The 22,662-nt window shown below is 40.6% G+C and carries 14 protein-coding genes; 3 read left to right on the forward strand and 11 right to left on the reverse strand.

What is annotated here, in order from left to right:
* The first annotated feature begins 247 nt into the window (after positions 1–247).
* Positions 248–1,336 (forward strand): IS110 family RNA-guided transposase, encoded by a 1,089-nt coding sequence (locus G626_RS0109050; protein WP_022932464.1) that lies wholly within the window; start codon positions 248–250, stop codon positions 1,334–1,336.
* A 25-nt stretch (positions 1,337–1,361) separates the two neighbouring features.
* Here G626_RS0109050 and G626_RS0109055 read toward each other — a convergent pair whose 3' ends face one another.
* From G626_RS0109055 to G626_RS0109105, 11 genes are all read right to left on the reverse strand, one after another.
* Positions 1,362–2,720, reverse strand: a complete 1,359-nt coding sequence (locus tag G626_RS0109055) for a methyl-accepting chemotaxis protein (RefSeq protein ID WP_022932465.1) — start codon at positions 2,718–2,720, stop codon at positions 1,362–1,364.
* Positions 2,720–4,579 (reverse strand): methyl-accepting chemotaxis protein, encoded by a 1,860-nt coding sequence (locus G626_RS0109060; RefSeq protein ID WP_022932466.1) that lies wholly within the window; start codon positions 4,577–4,579, stop codon positions 2,720–2,722. The genes G626_RS0109055 and G626_RS0109060 overlap by 1 nt, the downstream gene beginning before the upstream one ends.
* Positions 4,580–4,587: 8 nt before the next feature.
* On the reverse strand, positions 4,588–6,522 hold the full coding sequence (locus tag G626_RS17485; RefSeq protein WP_022932467.1) for an adenylate/guanylate cyclase domain-containing protein: 1,935 nt from the start codon (positions 6,520–6,522) through the stop codon (positions 4,588–4,590).
* Positions 6,515–8,632 (reverse strand): hybrid sensor histidine kinase/response regulator, encoded by a 2,118-nt coding sequence (locus G626_RS0109070; RefSeq protein ID WP_022932468.1) that lies wholly within the window; start codon positions 8,630–8,632, stop codon positions 6,515–6,517. Before G626_RS0109070 ends, G626_RS17485 begins: the two co-directional genes overlap by 8 nt.
* Positions 8,633–10,039 carry a CheR family methyltransferase gene (locus G626_RS0109075; RefSeq protein WP_022932469.1) on the reverse strand — a complete coding sequence of 469 codons (1,407 nt, stop codon included), beginning with the start codon at positions 10,037–10,039 and terminating at the stop codon, positions 8,633–8,635.
* Positions 10,040–10,042: 3 nt separating this feature from the next.
* Positions 10,043–11,110 (reverse strand): CheB methylesterase domain-containing protein, encoded by a 1,068-nt coding sequence (locus G626_RS17490; protein WP_022932470.1) that lies wholly within the window; start codon positions 11,108–11,110, stop codon positions 10,043–10,045.
* A complete protein-coding gene (locus tag G626_RS0109085; protein WP_022932471.1) occupies positions 11,107–11,538 on the reverse strand; it encodes a hypothetical protein in 432 nt (143 codons plus the stop codon). The genes G626_RS17490 and G626_RS0109085 overlap by 4 nt, the downstream gene beginning before the upstream one ends.
* Complete coding sequence (locus G626_RS0109090; RefSeq protein ID WP_022932472.1) at positions 11,525–12,016, reverse strand: chemotaxis protein CheW; 492 nt, start codon at positions 12,014–12,016, stop codon at positions 11,525–11,527. Before G626_RS0109090 ends, G626_RS0109085 begins: the two co-directional genes overlap by 14 nt.
* A 158-nt stretch (positions 12,017–12,174) precedes the next feature.
* Positions 12,175–14,622 carry a glycogen/starch/alpha-glucan phosphorylase gene (locus tag G626_RS0109095; RefSeq protein ID WP_022932473.1) on the reverse strand — a complete coding sequence of 816 codons (2,448 nt, stop codon included), beginning with the start codon at positions 14,620–14,622 and terminating at the stop codon, positions 12,175–12,177.
* 18 nt (positions 14,623–14,640) lie between these two features.
* Complete coding sequence (glgX, locus tag G626_RS0109100) at positions 14,641–16,776, reverse strand: glycogen debranching protein GlgX (RefSeq protein WP_022932474.1); 2,136 nt, start codon at positions 16,774–16,776, stop codon at positions 14,641–14,643.
* A 435-nt stretch (positions 16,777–17,211) separates the two neighbouring features.
* Complete coding sequence (locus G626_RS0109105) at positions 17,212–20,157, reverse strand: autotransporter outer membrane beta-barrel domain-containing protein (RefSeq protein WP_022932475.1); 2,946 nt, start codon at positions 20,155–20,157, stop codon at positions 17,212–17,214.
* Positions 20,158–20,263: 106 nt separating this feature from the next.
* Here G626_RS0109105 and era point away from each other — a divergent pair, with 106 nt between their 5' ends.
* Together era and G626_RS17495 are read left to right on the forward strand one after the other, a co-directional pair.
* Complete coding sequence (gene era, locus G626_RS0109110) at positions 20,264–21,193, forward strand: GTPase Era (RefSeq protein ID WP_022932476.1); 930 nt, start codon at positions 20,264–20,266, stop codon at positions 21,191–21,193.
* A gap of 52 nt (positions 21,194–21,245) precedes the next feature.
* Positions 21,246–22,628, forward strand: a complete 1,383-nt coding sequence (locus tag G626_RS17495) for an HD-GYP domain-containing protein (protein ID WP_051142218.1) — start codon at positions 21,246–21,248, stop codon at positions 22,626–22,628.
* The last annotated feature ends 34 nt before the right edge of the window (positions 22,629–22,662 follow it).

The following is a 22,662-nucleotide window of genomic DNA, read 5'->3' on the forward strand; positions in this document are numbered from 1 at the left end:
GCGTTAGTTGTTATGATTAAATAATCCGAGAAAAAGTTGTACTCTGAGTTGACGGACTTGGAGAGCCGGTGGAAGGCAGGCATTGCCTAGGGAGATTAAAAAACTCGTGCGTTAGTTTTGTCAAAGCCGGCCATCGTATAACAAAGAGCGGCCTGGGGCAGGACCCCCAGTACCGCGAATAGGAGAACGGTGTTCAACGCACTCGGATTGCTCTCCAGTCCTCATTTTATATCAAAGGAGGACACTTATGGAAGTGGCAGGAAACGCAGCAGGATTAGACTTGGGGAAGAAGACCTATGAGATGTGTCTTATAGGTCCCAACGGAAAGGTAACAAGAACAGGCGGAAAAACTGATTTTGAAGGCTTAGATAATCTGTGTAAAAAACTGAACAAAGATGATGTCGTTGCCATCGAAGCCTGTAATCTAGCTTTTAGAATTGAACGCATAATCAGAAACAAAGTTGGTTGCCGAGTAATAATTCTAAATCCAGGTAGACTTGCTATAATCTTTATGAGTACAAGAAAAACTGATAAAGAGGATTCTATGAAGCTGGCAAAATATTTGCGAAGCCATGATGAAAATGAGATGCCGATTGTTACACCTCCAAGTGACGAAGAATGGGCAAGAAGAAAACTCTTGAGCGAATATCGTTCTTTAAAATCACTAAGAACAAAAGAAATAAACCGTCTGCACGCAATCTTTGAGCACAACGGTTATACACAGTTTAAGCGAAAAGATATGTGTGTGCCTAAAAATAGAGATAATATTCTTCCCCTTCTCAAAGGGTATGAAAAAGAGGAAGCAGAAAGACTTGTAGAACGACTTATTCTGATAGAAAAGCAACTAGAGTTGCTGAATCAGAAAATAAATGAAGAGACAAAGTCAGATGAGAAAGTCCAGCGGCTTATGACAGTTCCTGGAGTAGGACCTATAACAGCTTTGTCTTATGTAGCTTATATTGGTGATGTAAACAGATTTGAAAATGCACATCAAGTAAGCAATTTTATAGGATTTGTTCCAAAAGTAGATCGGTCGTGTACGATAAACCGATTGGGACATATAACGAAACAGGGAAATCCGATTTTAAGATCTTTACTGGTACAAGCAGCGTGGTCAGCTACGCGGTCAAAATCAGGCGGAGCCTTAAAAGATAAATATAATTACATGGCAGTTACACGTGGTATTGGAAAAGGAAAATCTATAGTTACTGTTGCCAGAAAAATGGGGGAACTTCTTTATACACTTTTGAAAAATAATCAGGTTTATGAGCCTAGAATATCAATAACTCCTGATGCATACATTTCAAAACTTGCTGAAGAAGCTCTAATTTCGTGAAAAAGAGGGCTGGAGAATAAAAGAATCATAATTCTTTGTTGACAAAAATCATAGGAAAGGCAATGATTCGTGTCTGGTCTGCAATATCATTAATGATTTTAACAATTTCCCAGATGCCGCTGATTTTTTCACCCAGCTCACGGATTCCAGAAATTGTAGAAACGTTGGCATCTGTAATTTCTGTCATCTTATCCAGATTAGACTGCAGGGTTTCAAAGCCGGCATTTACATTGCTTTCTGTACCCTCTGCAACTGTAGTTACATCTGCAATTTTATCTACGATTGTACGAGTCTGGCGGTCTGTATCTTCCATGGTAGCAAGAATCTCTTTTACACCGGTAGACTGCTCAAGCGAAGTTGAAGCTGTACTCTGAGAAATTGCAGTAAGCTCATTCATAGGCTCTACCATTGTCTGGCCGATTCTTCTTATATCATCAAGAATAGAACGGAAGAGAAGAACGATCTGATTGATAAGATAAAGATTATAAGAAACCTCAGACTCAAAATCAGTTGGTACAAGACTTACTGTAAAAATATCATTCTTGATTATGTGAATCATAGAAGTCTGCAGCTTATCAGAAGAAATAAGAATACTTCTAAGGAAAGAATAAACAGAAGCAATTCCTACTGCCGCATTAATTATAAGAACGATGGCAATACGAGGCAGTTGCATTTTTCTAAGCCCCATTCCCTGATGGTCTGCCGGCAAAAAGCCTACTGTAGAAGGAACATTATTGTAGTAATAAACTACAAAAAGAAGAATCGCAATCACAAAGCCCCAGATTACAGGAACTGTACAGTAAAGTGAGAAAGTTTTCTGATAAGATACACCAAAATATTTTTTCTTATTCAGAATTTTTGAATCGATTCCTTCTTCTACAAGCATGCATTCATATTCATTACAGATTGCCCGGGTATTGGCAAGAGCAAGAAGTCCTGCCACATAAGCACCAAGAACACAGCTGAAAAGACTTACAGCGTTAATGCTTGTATTTACCTTATAAATAAAGTGATAAGCAGCGGCAAGCATAACGGCACAAATTGCAAAATAAGCAAAGGCTTCTATTGCTTTTCTCATAGGACACTTGTGCAGTGAAAGAAAAAGTCTTGTGCGTTCCTCTGTAGTAGTACTTTCATTTTCCCAGCGTTCTACTTCTTTGGAAACGTTTGCAAATAAAATATGATTAGTAATTGGAGAAACACAGAACTGGGCAAATAAAACTCCAAGAATTACAATAATAATCAGTGGATAATGAGTTGAAACTTTAAGATTCAAAATAAATACTGTATACAAAAGTAAAACTATTCCACAAAGGACATCAGGAAGATGACTTGCTCTGAGAATTCTTCTTTCCAGTGATAAATACTTTTCGTTCTGTTTCATTATTGTACCTCTTTTGACATTGTCATGGCTTCTACGATTGCATCAACTGCAGCCTGTGCGCTTTCATCTTCACCGGTATAATCTTCAAGATCTTCAGGCTGAAGATTTTTAAGGTTAGTAGAGATAAGACAGAGATTCTGAGCAGAATCGCTGATTTTCTGAGTTGAACCAGAGAAACTTTCTGCGGCTTCTGAAATCTGTCGCAGAGTAATTACTATCTGTGCGAAAGAAGCTGTCTGCTGCTCGATAATCTTTTTGATATCCTCAGAAGCATAATTCATTGTTTCAGAAGATATCTTAAGTTCCTCAAACCTTGTTTTCAAATCATTTATAATCTGGTTTCCATCCAGAATCTTTTCACTTCCGTTCTGAGAAGCTGCAAGAAGTTCATCAGAAGAATGCTGAATTTCAATAATTCGTTTACGGATTTCTTCTGTAGACTGAATTGTATTATTTGTAAGGCGGCGGATTTCGTTTGCTACCAGAGCAAAGTTTTCACCAACATCGCCGGCACTTGAGGCTTCAAGCTCTGCATTAAAGGCAATAATGTTTGTCTGGTCTGCAATGCCATTGATGATTCTTGCAATATCCGAAATACCTGAAACCTTTTCTGTAAGAACCTTAATACCTTCTACGGTTACATCGTTAGCACGTCTGATTTCTTCAAGCTTATGCATATTCTGCTTGAGGATATCAAAACCTTCATTGATATTATCTGTAGTACGGCTTGCAACAAGTGAAACCTCACCTATCTTTTCGGCAATGCTCTTTGAAAGTGTATCAGACTCTTCCATAGCAGAAAGCAGCTCTTTTACTCCGGAATTCTGTTCAAGAGAAGTAACTGCCGTTTCGCGGGAAATAACAGAAAGCTCATTGCTGGATTCTACAACCGACATACTTATGCGCTGACTTTCCTTTAAGATTTTCTGCAGAATTTCTACGATTGTATTAATGAGATAAACATTAAACATAAACTCGTTCGAAAGGTCTGTATTTGCAGCCTTTACCTTATGCAGGTTTTCTTTATTAATTCCGGACATCAAATCGTGCATATTGTTTATAGAGCGCATCATACGCTTAAAGAGAGATGTAGAAAAAAGATAATAAAGAATAATGCTTAAAGAGCCTACCAATATGAGTCTAAAGAAAACAATGTTTGAACTTGTATAGGAGGTGTAGGTTCTCCATGCAAGAACAAAAATAAGGGCTCCAAGAATCAGAATAGGAGCAAAGATATGAAGTATAGTTATAACGGTTGAAGTAAGTCCAAAGTAATGTCTCTTTTCAACCTCTTCCCGTGCAATACCTTTTCTCACAATTGCAGAGGCATGCTTTGAACAGATTTTCTGAGAGACATCTGTAACTGCATATACCGAAACAAAGTAAGCCCCTACATACAACATACAAGAACTTAGAATTACTGAATTTAAATTAAGGGCACCTATGTTTTTATAAAAGGCAAGCCAGACAGCTCCGGTAGTCATAAAAAGAGCAAAAACAACGCCACCGATTCTTCCCGGCATAATCATAAGCTGCTTCATAAGTCTGGTACGTTCTTTTTCTGTAGTTTCATACAGATAAAAAGAAGTAACATCTTCTGTTATTCCCTGTGTTATCAGCATATTTAACATACCAAGAAATAAGAGATGCAGGCCAATACAAATAACAAGGCCCAGGATAATGATTTGCGTATACTTCGCTAAACGCGTATTTTCCCAGGCAATTGCAATACAGCCAGCCATTGTCAGTATTTCTGCAAGCACCACTGGAAATACCAGTTTTGAAAAGACTTCATTGCCAAAATGAACGTCTTTTTCCGAAGCCTTTTTTAAGTTGATAAACTTTTCTTTTAGACTCATATTAACTCCTATTTTGATGTGAGTGTAATCGCACCATCCCAATTATCCGGTTTATTTACTGCAAATTCTCTGCAGCGTTCAAGCATAAGTTTCGCAGTTTTATCCTGAGGCAAAAGTTTTACAGATGTCTCAAAATAAGGAATTGCAAGACTAAATGCTCCTTCGTTATATGACTTAAAGCCCTTTTCGTATGCCTCAACAAAGTCTGCAGGCAAAGGCTTTTCATCTACCCTGTAAATGAATACAGCTTCTTTTTTACCCTTTACTTTTACTGAATCCAGAAGCAGAAGATTCAATGAATCATCTTCCCCTATCTCTTCACGAACAGCACCAGAAATTACAATCTTGGCACCGTAAATCTTGGTAAGTCCTTCCAGACGGGAAGCAAGGTTTACTGTATCACCGATTACTGTATAGTTTGTTTTATCGGCACTACCAATCTGTCCAACAATTACTTCTCCGTAATGAATACCAATACCAATATCAAGCTTTATTCCTTCCGGGAACTTAAGCTTTTCACATGGAATTTCAGCCAGCTGTGCATACATTTCTGTTGCTGCCTGCACCGCCCTCTTTGCATTATCGTTATAGCTGATTGGTGCACCAAAGAGAACCATAATTGCATCGCCGATAAACTTATCTACAGTTCCGCCGTATTTTTTTACAATATCTACCATGTGGGTAAAATATGTATTCAAAAAGTTTACGACATCTTCCGCTTTATTTATTTCACTTATGGAAGTAAAGTTTCGGATATCGCACATAAGTACAACGACATTTCTTTTTTCGTTATTATTGTTCAGCTCTCTTTCTTCATCTGAATTCAAAAAGTCGTTAATAACTTCTTCCGGTACAAATTTTGAAAAGGCTGTACGCAGTTTTGATTCCTGCAGGGCAAGCTCCGACCGCTGCAAAGACTCCTGCAATATATCTGCAAGAGAAGGCAGAATAAACTCTATGGAAGACTGCACCTTGTAATTAAAAATCTTTTTGCGGCAGGAAGCCAGATGCAAGGTTCCGACAAAACCGTTTTTATTTTTTATTGTAAAGGCACGGTAAGACTCAAACTTTTTGTCTGAAGGAGCAGAAAGAACTATATTTTCGTAATTTTTTTCTTCATAAGTAATTGTATGATTTTTCTTTGCCTGCTGCTCGTATTCAACCTTACAGATATTCCAGAATTCATCAACTACAGGAACTTCAAAAAACTCTGTACCAGTCATAAAGACTTTTGCCGGCTGATTGTCCAGAATAAGGGCCGCAATATCATAAGAGCAGGCACTGTAAATTAAAACAAAAATCTGTTCTACAAGAGTATTCAGATCTTTTACATCATCATAAAGCCTTATGATATTTTTTGTCATATTCAGGAAGAAGCTGCTTTTCTGCAGGGCCTGTACCATCCATGATGCGAGAACCTCTTCCTGGACTTCTTTTTCAGAAACTGCTTCTTTCTTAGAAGACTCTATATCTTTTTCAAAAAATTCTTCAGATGTAACATATTTATAATCAATAAGTTCTTCTGCAGTTTTTACCAGATAATCTATATTCTCATTATTTATCAGTACAACCCGATTTGCTTCCATTGAGCTGATCCAGAAATCAAAAACAGAATCATCTGCAGAAATAAGAATAAATGGAATTGCATCTCTGTTTGAACCAGTTTTCAAGATTTTGCATAATTCAATTCCACCAATCTTTGCAAGGTTATTATCTGAAATAATGAGATTTGGAGACTGGACAATAACTTTCTTCAACAAAGTATAGCCGTCTTCAAAAAGTTCAACCTCAAAGCCCTTTTCTGCAAGAGCCGAAGTTATCATCTTTGCGAGAATCTTTGAAGGCTCTGCCAGATAAATCAAAGGCTTTACAGATACTTCTGCTGATGCAGTTGCTGCGGCTGTTGACGTGACAGAGTTTTTTTCTTTTTTACTTTTACTCATGCAGCAGCTCCTTTACCTTTGCAGTAAGGCTTTCTCGTTCAAAGTCAGATTTAACGATATAGCCCTGGGCACCAAGATTTCTTGCCTTTTCCAGAGTATCGCTTTCGAATACAGAGGAAACCATAATAACCGGAATATTTTTAAGTTCATCTTTGTGACGCATATTATGAAGAAGAACAAAACCGTCCATACGAGGCATCTTTACATCAGTTACAACCAGGTCAAACTTGTACTGCTTCATTTTTTCAAGGGCATCAATTCCATCTACTGCAGTTGAAACATTATAGTTTTCTGCCTCAAGAATAATCTGCTCAATATGACGGGTTGTATGCGAATCATCTACAATGAGAATAGAATGAATCTTTGGCATCTTGTGAACTTCAAGATTTTTAATTTCATAAACATTAACAACCCTGAAGCGGCGGATAGTATCAGGAATATTCAAAACCGGAATAATACGGTAGTTTTCATCAAATACAACTCCCTGAAGTGCATTGAAGTCCTTGAGCAGAGGAGGAACCGGTTTAATTACAACTGTTCCGTAATGCAGAATCTTATCCACCATAATTCCTATTTTCTTATTCAGATATTCAAGAATTACTACAGAAATTTCGGTCTTTGTATTAATCTGCTTTTTGGAATTAGGATTGATGATGTCAAAGTCAAAGAGAGGAACCAGCTCGTTGTGAACATTCAGAACAGGTCCATGCTGCAGCTGTAAAAAGTCATTTCTGTTTACAGTAAGAATCTCTTTGATATAGTGAGAAAGAATAAGATATGAGTTGTCAGAAACCGTTACAAAAAGACCGTCCTGGGTTGCAAGAGAAGCAGGAAGAGAAAGTTCAAAAGTTGTTCCCTTGTTGAGTTCGGTATAAACGGTAATCTTTCCTTTAAGTTTATCCATTTCGGTGCGGACAACATCCAGACCTATTCCGCGGCCGGAAAGTTCTGTCTGTTCATCTTTTGTAGAAAAGCCGGATGTAAAAATAAACTGCAGTAAATCTGTATCGTCTGCCGAAAGAATTTCTGCTTCCCGATCCGGGAAGAGTCGCAGTGCCTTGGCACGGATTTTTTCATAATCGATACCGTGTCCATCATCCTTTACGTTTACAAAAATGCGGTTAGAAACCTGGCTTACAGAAATAGAAATTGTTCCCTTTTCAGGCTTACCAAGCTTTTTACGTTCTTCTTTTGTTTCAATTCCATGATCAATTGAGTTACGAACCAGGTGAATGAGAATTGCCGGAAGCTTTTCGAGAATGAATTTATCAATTGTAATTTCTGACTGAGGAATATCGAAGTCTATATTCTTACCGGTCTTAAGAGCTTCGGCAACAATTGAGCGCTTTATAGGACGCAGAATCATGTCGAAAGGAAGCATTCGAAGGGCGATGATATTTTTCTGAATATCTACACTCTGATTTTCGAGTACAGAAATATTTTCTGAAAGCTCCTGGAACTCCTGGAATTCTGAAGCTTCGCTTTTATCCTTTAAGACTTCAATTTCGTTCTTAAGCTTTATCTGTCGCATTATAAGCTTATCGAGAGACTGAAGGATTGAATCAATCTGGGAAATCTGAACCTTGATGGTCTGGGAATCGTGGAAGAAATCTGAATTTTCTTCCTGGATTTTATCATCCTGATTTTTTTCTTCTTCATCAGCGGCAGCCTTATCCTCTTCAGACATTTCTTTGTCAGAAGTAAAATCAGTAATAAAGTTTTCATCTTCCAGAGCCTGATCTATATTTTTAAGCACATCTTCGTACTGTTCAAAAGTACCGTCGCTGCCATCTTCTATATCATCTATAACCTTATGAATAAGGTTTGTTACGCCCATTAAAAGCTGAATTAATTTATTTGAAATTTCTGTCTGATTATTCTGAACATTTTTAAAAACTGTTTCCAGATGATTTATGACCTTTTCAATCTGGACATATTCCATCATGCGGGAAGAGCCTTTGAGGGTATGCAGAAGTCTCAGAATTTCATTGAGGCACTGGCCATTACGTTTTTCTTTTGTTGCCTGAATTGCAACATCATCAAGAGAGTCTAATATCTCGCGAGCTTCGGAAATGTAATCTGTCTTGAACAAGTTTTTATCCAGATTCATTTATCGTCCTCCTCCCGTAGAAAATGTTTCGCAAAGCGAATATATGTATGACGGACTAAATTCGTCCAGAGTAAAATCATAAGGCACACTTCCTGCCTGTCCCTGCTTTCCAAAATCAGCAATAAGAGACTTACATTTTGAAAAGCAGTTCTGAGCAGTTTCGTCCCGTCCCATATCACGCAGCACCATTCCATGATAGAAAAAGGCCGGCCAGAAATCCGGGCAAATACTTTCGGCAGAAGCAAAAAGAGTTTCGGCAGCAGCACGATTGTCTGCATGATATTCTACATAGCCCTGCATAAAATAGGCATACTTTTTTGTATCGGCTCCGCTGATTGCCTGGACAAGAGTTCGGGCTTTGTCAAAATCACCTCGGTTTATTTCTGTGCAAACTTCTTCATAAGTTTTTTTAGCATCAAAGGCTGGTGCAGCGACAGAGATTTTTTCCGGCTCCTGAGGTTTTCTTTCTTCGGTGAATTTCTGAAGCTTTACCTTCTCTACTTCCAGACGCAGCTTTTCTTTTTTCTTTGCATGTTCTTTTTCTTTAAGGCTGACTTCTGAAGGAGTAACAACTGCATTAGATTTTGAAGACGCCGAATCTTTTACAAAATAGTAAACACTTTCGTAATTTGTTTTATAAAGTTCTTTTGGAATTACAGTATGATCAATTGAACCAATCTCGTTCATTGAAAATAAAAGCATTCCCTGATTTTTTAAGCGCTGCGTTATTTTCTTTGTAACATTAATTCTTGTTTCTTTATCAAAATAAATAAAGACATTACGCATAAAAATAATGTCTGCATTTTCAAAGAAAGGCAGTGAAGAAAGCTCGCTCTGAATCAGATTAAACTTAAAGGCGTGAATGCTGTTTATAAAATCCTTATGAAAAAGCAGACTACCTTCTGTTTTTGTATAATATGGTTCCAGGAGTTTATGATATTTTTTTCCATCACTTCGAAGCGAAAAATCTGAATAGTGGCCGGCCTTAAAAAAAGCAAGGGCATCATCATCAATATCAGATGCATAAATTGTGAGATTTACATTCATGGAACGGGCAAGAGCTAAAAGCGAAAGCGGCTCCTCTCCTGTTGAACAGCAGCAGGTCCAGATTGTAAGATTCTTTCCTGCGAACTTTGGAAATACTTCCTTCTTCAAAAAGTCGAACTGTTTTTCTTCCCGGAAAAAGTAAGTTTCGTTAACAGTAACAAGATTAATTACTGCATCAAAGTCCGGAGTATGCGGCGCAAGATTCCTGCAGAATTCCTCCGGTCTCATACCGCGTGCTTTTGCCTCTTTTTCAATATGAGCTTGTAAAGCAGGCAGCTGCGACTCCGCCACATATATTCCAGAATAGACGAGTATCTTGGACTTTATCTGCTCAAGCAGTTCGTTGACCACTCTCTCCATCAACTAGCTCCTCTCCACTCCCATAAGATTCCATAAACGTTCAGAAATCTGCTGTAAAGGAAGAACCTCGCAGGAACCTCCGTTTTCATAAGCAGCTTTAGGCATTCCATAAATTACACTTGTTGCTTCATCCTGTGTAATTGTATAGGCTCCAAGATTTTTAAGATGAAGACATTCCTTTGCTCCGTCTGCTCCCATACCTGTAAGCACAACTGCGATACAATTTTTTCCCAGAACCTTTGCAGCACTTTCAAACATTTTATCTACTGCAGGGCGAAGGAAATTTACCGGAGCATCATGATTAAGCACCATTCTAAAACCATCATCAAGAGACAGGGCAAAAGTAAGATGTTCATCTGACGGTGCAAAATAAACGTGACCTTCAACAGGCTTGGCATTATTGCGGGCAAGCTCTACAGGAACTTTTGATTCGCTGGCCAGCCAGTCAATAAGGTTCTTATCAAAAAATGAATCTATATGCTGGGTAATAAAAATCGGGAGAGGAAAATTGCGGCCTATTCCCTTTAAAAATTCCAGGAGGGCGCCGGGACCGCCTGTTGAAACACCGACAAGAACTGCCTTATAGTTATGGACAGGCAGATCCTTTGGAAGAGGCTTTAAGGCTGGCGCAGAGGAAACTTCTTCGAGCCCTATATTTACCGGTAAAGACGGATGATTTTCAAATAGAACATTGCATTTCATATCTAAAATGCACTGTTCAAGCCTATGAGAATATTCCGTAATTTTTTCAGAAGAAAAATTCATAAAATCAGGCAATTCACGGAATATTACATTTTTAGAAGACAGATGTCTTTCGTCGCCCTTCTCATGAAAAATAATTGTTGGAATCTCAGTAGTGCTGCAGTAATCAGAAAGTGTACTGATTCTGTCTGCATCAAAAAAAGTCTGAGTTGCAATTATTACATCCGGCTTTAACTTTTCTGAAGCAGGCTTTAGTTCATTGTAAGAAATTACCTCTCCTGCCCAGTCGAGTTTTTTTGTTTTTAAAATTATTTCTTTGAGAGTAGAGCGAAAAATTGCAGAAGAATCGGCTACAAGAATATGAATCATAATTCCTCCAGAAAGCAGTCATTCATATAAGAAATAGTTTGTTTTACATCCATCAGGATTCTAAGCCGGTCCTCTTTAAAGCAACAGGCAAGAAAGCCAAGTTTCTGGAACTGTTCAGAATAAAAATCAGAAAAAAGTCCGAACTCATCTAAAGAAATTGAGCACACCTTGCATTCCTGTGTAGTTACAATTGAAATATGATTTAAGCCGTCATCTTTTAAAGCTATCATAGTTTTAATATCAGCTTCTCTTGGTATCTGTATAAACTGAGAAGCAATTTCATCAAAGTCAAAAATACCGGAATCCTGATCTCTGAGCAAAGAAAGATTCAGGTCTTTTACACCAACACTCGAAGAAACATAAGCATTTGGAATGAGAAAATCTACTTGAGAATATGAAATGCAAATAAACTTTTCAGGCTGCTGCAATTTCTTTTCCCACTTTTTCAATAATTGTCTGAACCTTAAGAACGAAGACACTCTGACCGTCTACATTAAGAGTTCCTTCGTAGTAATCAGAAAGCTCTGCTTCCGAAAAGTGAATTACATCTTTTTCGGTTGCAGTAAAAAAGTCTTTTACATCTGTAATTCTAAGACATGAATGGCTTTCATCATTAAGAACGATAAATAGAAATGATTCCTGCGGTTTATTACCTTCCAGTACCGCAGAATCAATTACTACATAAGGATCACCGTATCGGTTCAAAACGCCATTAACATAAGGTGGAACAAAAGGCAGCGGGAATACTGTTGCATCACGCAAGATTTCTTTTACCTGATCGGCAGGAATTGCAAACTGTTTTTCGCCAATGGTAAAAAGCAGCCAGGTTGATTTTTTTTCTTTAACTTTTTCTGATGTCTTTCCAGACTTTTCACTTTTAATAAGCGATAAAATTTCTTCATCCATAATGTTACTATTATACAGTACAAAACAAGGTATCGGCAAGAAAAAAAAGACCCCGAAACAAGTTCGGGGTGACGGCAAGAAAAATATGGATTGCTTCGCTACGCTCGCAATGACGTAGCATTGTCATTGCGAGGAGCCCGACAGGGCGACGTGGCAATCTACTTTACTTCGACCTTTTTCAAATGCCAGATGTCACGAACGTAGTCTTCAATTGTACGGTCGCTTGAGAACTTGCCTGCGTTGGCAATGTTCTTCAATGCCATCTTAGCCCAGCCCTTCTTATCCTGATAAGCCTCTGCAATGCGCTCGCGGGCCTTGCAGTAAGAATCGAAGTCTGCCAGAACGTAGTAAACATCCGGGCGCTGACCTTCTACGCCGTAAATCAAAGAGTCGTGAAGCTCCTTGAAAAGCTGATGGGTCGGGTCATAAGTTCCGTCAACCAGCTGCTCAACAACCTTTGCAAGAGCAGGATTACGGTCCAGATATTCCTGTGGGTTATAAGAGTGCTCTGCTTCCATCTTCTTGATTTCTTCTGTAAGAAGACCGAATACAAAGCCATTTTCTTTTCCAGCCTCTTCAAAAATCTCGATGTTAGCACCGTCCATTGTACCGAGGGTCAAAGCACCGTTGAGCATGAACTTCATGTTTGAAGTTCCCGAAGCTTCAAGACCTGCTGTAGAAATCTGCTCAGAAACATCAGCTGCAGGGAAGATTTTTTCTGCAACAGAAACGCGGTAGTTTTCTACGAATACAACACGAATCTTTCCGCGGACACGGCGGTCGTTGTTGATTCTCTCTGCAACAGTATTAATCAGCTTGATGATAGACTTTGCACGGCGGTAACCTGAAGCAGCCTTTGCACCAAAGATGAAAGTGCGAGCCGGTGGGTTATAACTTGGATCTTCAACCAGGCGGTTGTAAAGGTACATTACGTGGAGAATGTTCAAAAGCTGTCTCTTATACTCGTGAAGACGCTTAACCTGAACATCGAAAATACTTTCAGGGTCAAGGAACTCATTCTGTGCGTGCTTGAGGTAGTCTGCAAGAGCTTCCTTATTTTCTTTCTTAATGCGGATAAGCTCGTCGATTGATGCTTCGTCGTCGAGGAACTTTTCCAGTCCCTTAAGCTTTGAAAGATCCTTTTCCCAGCCGTGACCAATGCGGTCTGTAATGAACTTTGAAAGCTTAGGGTTTGCGTTCAAAAGCCAGCGGCGCTGAGTAATACCGTTTGTCTTGTTGTTGAACTTCTGTGGGTAAAGAGCATACCAGTCTTTGAGCTCGGCAGTCTTCAAAAGCTCTGTGTGAAGCTCTGCAACACCGTTTACGCTGAAGCAGGCGTGAATAGCCATCCAGGCCATGTAAACCATGTTGTTATGGATGATTGCCATGTGCTCGTGCTTGTAGTAGTCGTTAGGGAATTTCTGGCGAAGCTCAATTACAAGGCGGCGGTTGATTTCTTCAACAATCTGATATACGCGTGGGAGAAGTCCCTGAAAGATTTCGATTGGCCACTTTTCGAGAGCCTCCGCAAGAATTGTGTGGTTTGTATAAGCGAATGTATGAGTTACTACATCCCATGCTTCGTCCCAGCTTACATTGTATTCATCAATCAAAATACGCATAAGCTCAGGAATTGCAACTACCGGGTGAGTATCGTTGAGCTGAATTACATGAAGGTCTGCAAACTTAGAAAAGTCTGTTCCGTGGTCTGCAACGTAATGGCGAACCAGGTCCTGCAAAGAAGCAGAAGAGAAGAAGTACTGCTGCTTGAGGCGGAGAGCCTTTCCGCTAGGGCCGTTGTCGTTAGGATAGAGAACGCGGCTGATATTTTCTGCGCTGTTCTGACGCTCTACGGCACGGTTGTAATCCATGCTGTTGAAGAGCTGAAGGTCAAAACCATTTGGTGATGATGCCTGCCACAAGCGCAAAGTATTTACAGTCTTTGTATCAAAACCGATGATTGGCATATCGTAAGGAGTAGCGGTTACCTCTTCTGCGTTTTCAATAAAAAAGCGAGGGTTTCCTTCCGGAGTTTTCCCGTAAGCGATGTTTCCGCCAAACTTTACTGTTACGGCAAGGTCTGAACGTTTAATTTCCCAAGGGTCGCGGTGCTGCAGCCAGTTATCAGGATATTCAACCTGATATCCGTCTTCAATACGCTGCTCGAACATACCGTATTCATAGCGGATTCCGTATCCGTGTCCAGGATAGTCGAGAGTTGCGAGAGAATCGAGGAAGCAGGCTGCAAGGCGGCCAAGACCACCGTTACCAAGACCAGCATCAGGCTCTTCATCTTCAATCATATTGAAGTCTATGTTCATTTCTTTAAGAACTTCGATTACAGATTCTTTAATTCCACAGTTGATGAGGTTATTGCTGAGGGCACGTCCCATCAAAAATTCTGCAGAAAGATAGTAAAGCTGTTTTGTAGGCTTCTTATCATATTCGTTACGAGTTGCCATCCAGTTAGGCATGATTAACTCAAGGGCAGAAGCAGAAACCGCATCAAAAAGGTCGTGCTTGTTAGCCTGCGAAATGTCCTTTCCGTACTGACGGCGAAGTCGGGCAGAAAGATTTGCCTTAAATTGTTCCTTATCAAATTCCATAAAATCAACCTCCGGAATTTATTTGCTCATTAAAATCACGGTAGCCCCGGAAATCAAAACATAGCGTTTCTGTTCCCTAAGGAGCTCCTCTTTTCCTTTTTCTAATATATCATCAGGACTCTCAAAGGCCGTATCCGCAACGCGGTGCCATTTTTTGTTTCCTGCTAATGACGGTAAAGTAATTGTAAGGTCATACTGGTCCAGATTTGTTGCAACATAAAAATCGCTGTCAATTTCAAGACCGCTCAGCTTAAAGGCAAGGAAGTGATTCATCTTTGCCCAGTCCGGAACCTTAGCATTAATATCATACCACAATATCTCAGGGATTGCATTTGTCTCGTAGGTATCGCGGAAAAATTTGATTCTGCTGAAAATATTATGAGATTTACGAAGTTCTATCAACTGCGAAGTAAAGCGGATCAAGCCTTTGTTACGCTCTGCCAGATTCCAGTTGAACCAGCTGAGAGGTGTGTCCTGGCAGTAGGCGTTGTTGTTGCCGTTTTGTGTACGGCGCATTTCATCGCCGCCCAGCAGCATTGGAACGCCCTGAGAAAGAAAAAGATAAACCAGGAAATTTTTGATTGTGCGCAGGCGGGCCTGTTCGATTTTTGGATTTGTGCACTCCCCTTCAAAGCCGTTGTTGTAGCTGTAATTGTCGTCGGAGCCGTCGCGGTTGCACTCGCCGTTTTCCTCGTTGTGCTTGCAGTTGTAGCTGACAAGGTCGTTGAGGGTAAAGCCGTCGTGAGCCGTAATGAAGTTTATAGAAGAAAGCGGCCCTCGTCCGTCGTGGTTGTAGCAGTCTGAGCTTCCGCTTACACGGGTTGCCGCTGCCGTAGAAAGATGCTCGTCTCCACGGAGGAAGCGGCGAATGTCGTCGCGGAAGCGGCCGTTCCATTCGCTCCAGCGGTTGTTAGGGCCGCCCGGGAAGCCGCCAAGCTGATAGAGGCCGGCACAGTCCCATGGCTCTGCAATCAGTTTTGTCTTCGACAAAATCGGGTCGTCATTAATTGCGGCAGTAAGAAGAGGCATGTCGTTAGAAATCGGAGCCCCGTTCTGAGCACGTGTTAAAATAGAAGCAAGGTCAAAACGGAAGCCGTCTACATGCATTTCTAAAACCCAGTAGCGAAGACTGTCCAGAATAAAGGCAGCAGTAACAGGATTATTACAGTTCATGCTGTTTCCGCAGCCGCTGAAGTTCATATAGTAATTTTTGTCGCTGGCAGGAAGAGAGTAATAGACATCATTCTGGAGACCGCGGAACTCAAAAGTGTAACCGCGCTCGTTACCTTCTGCCGTATGGTTGTAAACGACATCAAGAATAACTTCGATGCCAGCCTTGTGTAGAGTCTTTACCATCTGCTTAAACTCGCGCACAGGGCCCCCCGGTGAGCGGTCTGCGGCATAACTTGTTTTTGGCGCAAAGAATCCGATTGTACTGTAGCCCCAGTAATTTACCAGAGTCTCTCCGGTACGCGGATTCGTATTGGCATTTTCATTTTCATCAAATTCAAAAACCGGAAGAAGCTCTACTGCGGTAACACCGAGGTCGCGCAAATAGTCAGCCTTTTCTTCAAAGCCACGGTAGGTACCAGCAATCTCCCGTGCCACGCCCGAAGTCTCCGAAGCAGTAAAACCCTTTACGTGAGTTTCATAAATTACAGTCTGCTCGAGCGGGCGGTTCAGTGGCTTATCGCCTTCCCAGTCAAAGCCGTCGTCATCAACAACAACGCACTTTGGAAAATCAGAAAGATCCTGAAGCTCGCCGCCCATATTGCCGTCAAAGCCCTGCTTCCACTGCTTATTGTAAGAGCGGAAAACTGAGCCCGGCGTAAAGGCCTTTGCGTAAGGGTCAAAAAGATATTTATTGGAATTAAAACGAAGTCCCTTTGGCGGAACATAAGGCCCATCCACCTTGTAAAGATAGAGAGCCCCCGCTCCAAGTCCTTCTATATATATGTGCCAGATGTCGCCGGTCCTGTTGGCATGCGGGTCAAAATCCACCTCCTTCGCCGGCTTCTGATCGTATTCACTGTCAAAAAGCACAAGGCTCACTTTGGTTGCATCGCGGCTATAAATAGAAAAATTAACACCGCCCCCAGTAAGCACCGCGCCAAAGCCCATAGGCTTTCCGTTATGAACCTTTATATCAGTCATAGTTCTAATATTTTAACACAGGAATAACAGAATTTCTATAAATAAATTCGCAAGATTGGAGATTTTATTCCGGGCCCGGCATTAAAGTCCAAGGCGCCTTCCGCAGCTCCCTTACGGTCGGCCTCCTCGCCCCCGCCGCTCCGCGGCGGTGTCTGCGGTGGCTGCCTCCGGCACTGCTCCACGCTTGGGGCGCATCACCGGCTCATAAAATCAAAAAATACATATTAACCACAGATTTTCCCTCAGTTAATATGTATTTTTTCCGTCGTCCACCCTCATCCTTCCGAATAAATACATATTTAAAGGCAAAAAAACACTGGTTAATATGTAATTTTCTTGCTCGAAAAACTTTTTAAATCCTTTTCTAATCTGTTTTTCACAAAAAAATACATATTTAAATGCCAGTTTTCACTAGTTAATATGTATTTTCGCTTTTTAGAACTCGCGGATGGCACAGACTTGCCAGCCATTTGTGTCTCTATTCCATGAAGCGGTCGTTGCAGAAACTCCTGTCATTGGATTAAATGTTGGTGACATTCCTCCACCTGTATTAGATGTCCAGTAATAAGTCTGTACTATTTCTGCTCCACCAATTGCTTCCAAAGCATTGTTAACAGTGTATTTTTCTACACAAATCATAGCACCTTCCGCTAATGTTGGAAGATACCAGCCACTTGCAAATACTCCTGAATAATTATATTGATTTCCATATCCGTTTACCCATTCCCAGGCCGGATAATTACCTGCAACATCTGTATCATCACCACCATTTTCTGCAAGGAAGTCTTTTAATATCTGCCAGTTGTTCGAGCCATTTATATTACCAGAGAAAGTTGTACCACTACTATCAATTTCATTACCATTACTACAAGACCCCTCAAGATCAGAAATTGTCTTTCCTTCAAATACATTCGAAACTGGAGTACAGGCATTTGAAGTTCCAAGACACCAGTACTTTCCATAAGTCTGTTTTAATCCGACACCAAGAGTCCTTTCTCCAAGCTTACCATTTTCAGTGCCTTTATAGAAAATTACACAAACCGCGTTTGACTTCTGGGAATCAGTAAAGGTAAGGCCGCTGGTATACCCAACCGCTGAGCCATCATTGAATACAATATCACCTACTGCATCAGGTGCAGATTTTTTAACACGAAGTTTTCCGCCACCGTCCAGCATGTAGTTTGTTGTTACACTATCTACTACTTTTGGCTTTATTGTAAACTTACTAAGTATTTCATCAAAACTTGTTCCGGCACCATTTGAAACAGAAATAATCTGATCTCCTTCATAATAAGCAAGTGATGAAGATCCTGTGCTGGAATCCACACTATAAAAGGCGATTCTTGCAACTGTGCCACTTGTAGTAAGCGGACCAGAAACTGTTACTACTGTTGGAATTGTCTTTCTTGTTCCGTCGATATAAATAACCGTTACTTCATTATCATCTTCAACTTGAACATTTCCACTGATTTTGAAAAGGCCTGTTGAGGATGCCGGACCACCGAATGTGTTACCGCTATAAGTATAACTGATCATTACTCCACTTGCTTTTCCATTAAGTGAAGTATTGCCGCCAATAACGCCCCCCTGCATATCAAAGGTTGCAGAACTGCCTATGCGAACACCTCCACAACCACAACCATTATTTGATTTTATTTCTCCACCCTTCATGGTAAAAGTGCCGGCCTCAATATCTACTCCACCAACACCATATTCAACCATATTTTGATAATAACCGGTTTCATTCCCACTGATTTGGCCACCATTCATTTCGACTGTTCCCTTAGAATAAACTCCGCCGGCGCCAGATTTATCTCCAGTACAGTCTGTAATGCTGGCATTATCATTCATAGTTAGTTTTCCATAACTGTCTACATCAACTCCGCCTGCACTGTAACGGTTATTGGTATTATTAATCATACTTCCTGTACAAGCTGTTATTAGAGAATTGCCGTTCATTGTAACAATTCCGCTACGCATGTCTGTTCCAATAACATAAACGCCGCCACCTATATTAGCAGTACAAGACTCAATTGCCGCATAGTCATTCATAGTCAAAGTAGCGTTTGCAGCACTTGATCCGCTTTCACAAACAATATAAAGACCGCCACCGTAGCTTCCAACTCCGTAGGCATTAGATTGGGCAATACCTGTGCAGCCCGAAATTTTGGAATGGCCATTCATTGTTACAGAACCGCTGTATACATAAACTCCGGCACCGTACTTCGACTGGCAATTATAGATTTTTGCATTATCATACATTTCAAGACTGCCTTTTCCAACGTATACACCGCCGCCCTGACCATCACCTATAGCAGTCTTGCAGTCATAAATTTTTGAATCATCCTTCATAACAAGACTTGCGCTGACACCCTGCACATAAACTGTATGTCCGGAGGTCTGCTTAAAGCCGCTGATTTCAGAACTGCCCTTCATAACAATTGAGCCCGAAACATACACTCCATACGAACCAGTACCTTCTGCGGCGGTACATTTGATTTTTGAATTACCGTCTAATGTGAGAGTTCCTGCATGAATGTTTGCACCAATGTTTCCATTTGCCATAACAGTAATATTTTTGAGACAAATATCCTGGTAGCTTTCTAAAGGATAGCCGGCAACTCCATCACCTGTAATTTTACTTTCCACCTCGCCACCATCTCCTTCAATCATAAGATGGGCTGCAGGAATGTTCTGTATAATAAGGTTTTCTGCAAAGGTACCGCTTGTAATGATTTTATAGTTTTCCTCGGAATTATCCAGACTCGTGATATAAGCAAGTGCATCGGCAATTGTAGCAAAAGGAGCTTCTTCCGAACCATCACAAAGTTCATCGGCACCTAAAGTGCGGGCTGTAGCATAAATATCAACATAAATTATTTCAGGTTCTGAATCACTTTTCTCCAGCTTCAACGCAAGCTGGTTTTCGCCTGCAACCACTGTAATTACTTCTGATTTACCAGTATAAAGAGTGACTTTTGAATCTGCTTCGTTTTTATAAATTTCTGCTTCTGCCCATAGTTCACTTCCTACAGGAATGTCTTCAAAAGAAAATCTTTTTTCTTTACCCAGCAGAATTGTTTTACTGTCTTCAAAACCGCCCTTAAGTGCAATATCGAAATAGAAATTTTCGTCTTCTAACGCAAGAGCATCTCGCGAAGTATTTGGAAGAATTTGTCTGCTCTCTCTTGTATTGAGCTTGTTTGTGAAATTATCAGGAATCTCAAAAACTACACTGGCAGTATTCTCTTTATCAAAATCAAAAAAAGAGCAGCCTGCAAATAAGAAAAGTGAAATAACAAGAAAAAGACAGAATCTACCTAATTGATTGATTGATTGATTGATTGATTGATTGATTGATTGATTGATTGATTGGCGCATTCATAAAACTCCCCAGACTCTTCATTTCAACCATATTATAACATATTATCATTTAATTAAAAACACAGTTGCGGGGAAAAAATTCTACTGTTATAATTATACAAATATGAGCGATGAAATTAAATCGAACGAAAACCAGCCTCTCCGCACAGCTGTTGTGGCAATCATTGGCCGCCCGTCTGCAGGTAAATCAACCTTTTTAAATACTGCCTGCCAGGAGCCGGTGAGCATTGTTTCGCCAATTCCGCAGACAACCCGCAACGCAATTAAGGGAATTGTAAATACATCTTTTGGCCAGCTGATTTTTATTGATACCCCCGGCTATCATGATTCTGAAAAGAAATTAAACCTTCGCCTTCGCAATGTTACAGAAAGCCAGCTGGAAGGAATTGATTGTGTTCTATATATAATCGACTCTACCCGTGCCCTTGGAGAAGAAGAGGTTCACACCGCTGCCCTGCTTAAAGACTTGCAGGCTAAAACTGTTGTTGCAATCAACAAGTGCGACCTTCCTGCCAGCAAGCCCCTCCCTATTCGCCAGTTTATAAGCGAGCAGCTGCCTCAGGTTCCTGCCAGCCGTATTCTGGAAATGTCTGCCGAAAAAGACACCGGCATCAACGAGGTTCTCAAGGCCCTTTACGATATTTCTCCGGAAGGAGAGCCTGTTTACGACGAAGAGCTTTACACAGATCAGGACCTCACCTTCCGCGTTTGCGAGGTAATCCGTGGAGAAGCAATCAACCGCCTGCAGGACGAAATTCCCCACGCAGTTTATGTTGAGGTTGCAGATGTTGAACACCGCAACGAGGGCAAAAAACTCTGGATTCGTGCCTTCCTCTGTGTTGAGAGGGAAAGCCAGAAGGGAATTGTAATCGGTAAGGGTGCTTCAAAAATCAAGGAAATAAGAACTGCTGCCGTGCGCAAGCTTTCTGAAATTTATATACAGAAGATTGACCTGGACTTGCAGGTTAAAGTTGATAAGAACTGGCGTCAGAGGGATTACACTCTCAACCGCCTGATTCCTTCGCAAAAGTAACGAAAGAGAGGAGCTTTATAGATAATTTAATATGCTGTCTTTAGAGAAAGGTATGAACCAGGTCCACCATGTTCTTAATGCCGACCAGATGGCGAATATCGCTTTGAGAATGCTTGCCTGCATAAACAGGGAAGTTGTTCTTCACAGCGTAAGGACAGCATATCTCGCTTACAAAACCGTATGCGTACATCCGATGAATAAGCAATGTATACCGGAAAAGCTGGTCATGCTTGCAATCTTCCATACAATCGGATTTTTCCGCGAAGACATTCATTTTAATTATTTTCCGCATGATGCAAACATCGACTACTTTGCAAATGAAAAATCTGTAGAAAGCAAATATGTTTTTGCCTGCTACTATCTTGAATACATGACCCCGCTCAAAGGCGATGCGGTAGGCCTCCAGAATTTTTTACAGCCCTATAATAAAGATTTGCGGCAGTACGTTTATCAGGAAGAATACAAAGACGTAATTTACCTCTGCGCAAGAATCAGCGATTATGTAATGAAAAATCCTGACAAGCCCCTTCCTTCTGATTTAAACGAACTTGCTCCCGGTCATTTTGATCCTGAATATGTAGCAGCTTTTTCTGAGGCTAACAAAAATAATGTGCTTACTGATACTATTAAAATAGGAACTCATTTTGATGAAATTACAAAGCTGGTTTCCACAATTCAGCTTTCTCCTGCAGAAAACAAAATGCTTGAAAAGATGCTGATTCACCTGCTGGATTTTAAGAGCACTTCGACGATGAAGCATTCCATCAATACTTCCAGTTATGCACTCTCACTCGGTCTGAGAATGAACCTCACTGACCATGAATTAACGGTTCTCTATAACAGCGCTTTCCTTCATGACATAGGTAAAATGGCAACTCCGCAGCGCATTCTGGAATCTCCCGGAAAGCTTTCGCCGGAAGACATGGGTATTATGCACCATCATGTAAATCATTCTAAACGCATTCTCAGCGGATTTGTAGATGATGAAATCCTGGAAACAGTTTACCGGCATCACGAAAAGCTTAACGGTCAGGGCTACCCCCATCATGTAGAAGGAAAAGACCTTACGCTGATACAGAGGATTCTCACGGTTGCAGACATCACAAGTGCCCTCAACGACAGCCGCAGCTATAAGGGTGAGTTCTCTAAAGATAAAACCATTTCCATTATCAAAGATATGACAGACAAAGGCGAGCTCGACCCTAGAATTACAAAATTTGTAATTGAAGATTTTGATGAGCTGGTAAAAGAGCAGCAGTTTTTCCAGAGCATGCTTGCAGTTGATTTCAGTAAGGTTATCATCAATTATAATAATTATATTTATGAAGATGTTGATATGTGGGTGGAAAACCTTATGAATGCCACGACAACTTATAACGAAAATACAGAAGATATTGATGACATTGAAGAACTGGAAGATTTAGAAGAGTTGTAACATACCGTCACCCCGAACTTGATTCAGGATGACA

Origin of the sequence: Treponema bryantii NK4A124 (genome assembly GCF_000421345.1) — a bacterium.
Lineage (GTDB): Bacteria > Spirochaetota > Spirochaetia > Treponematales > Treponemataceae > Treponema_D > Treponema_D bryantii_B.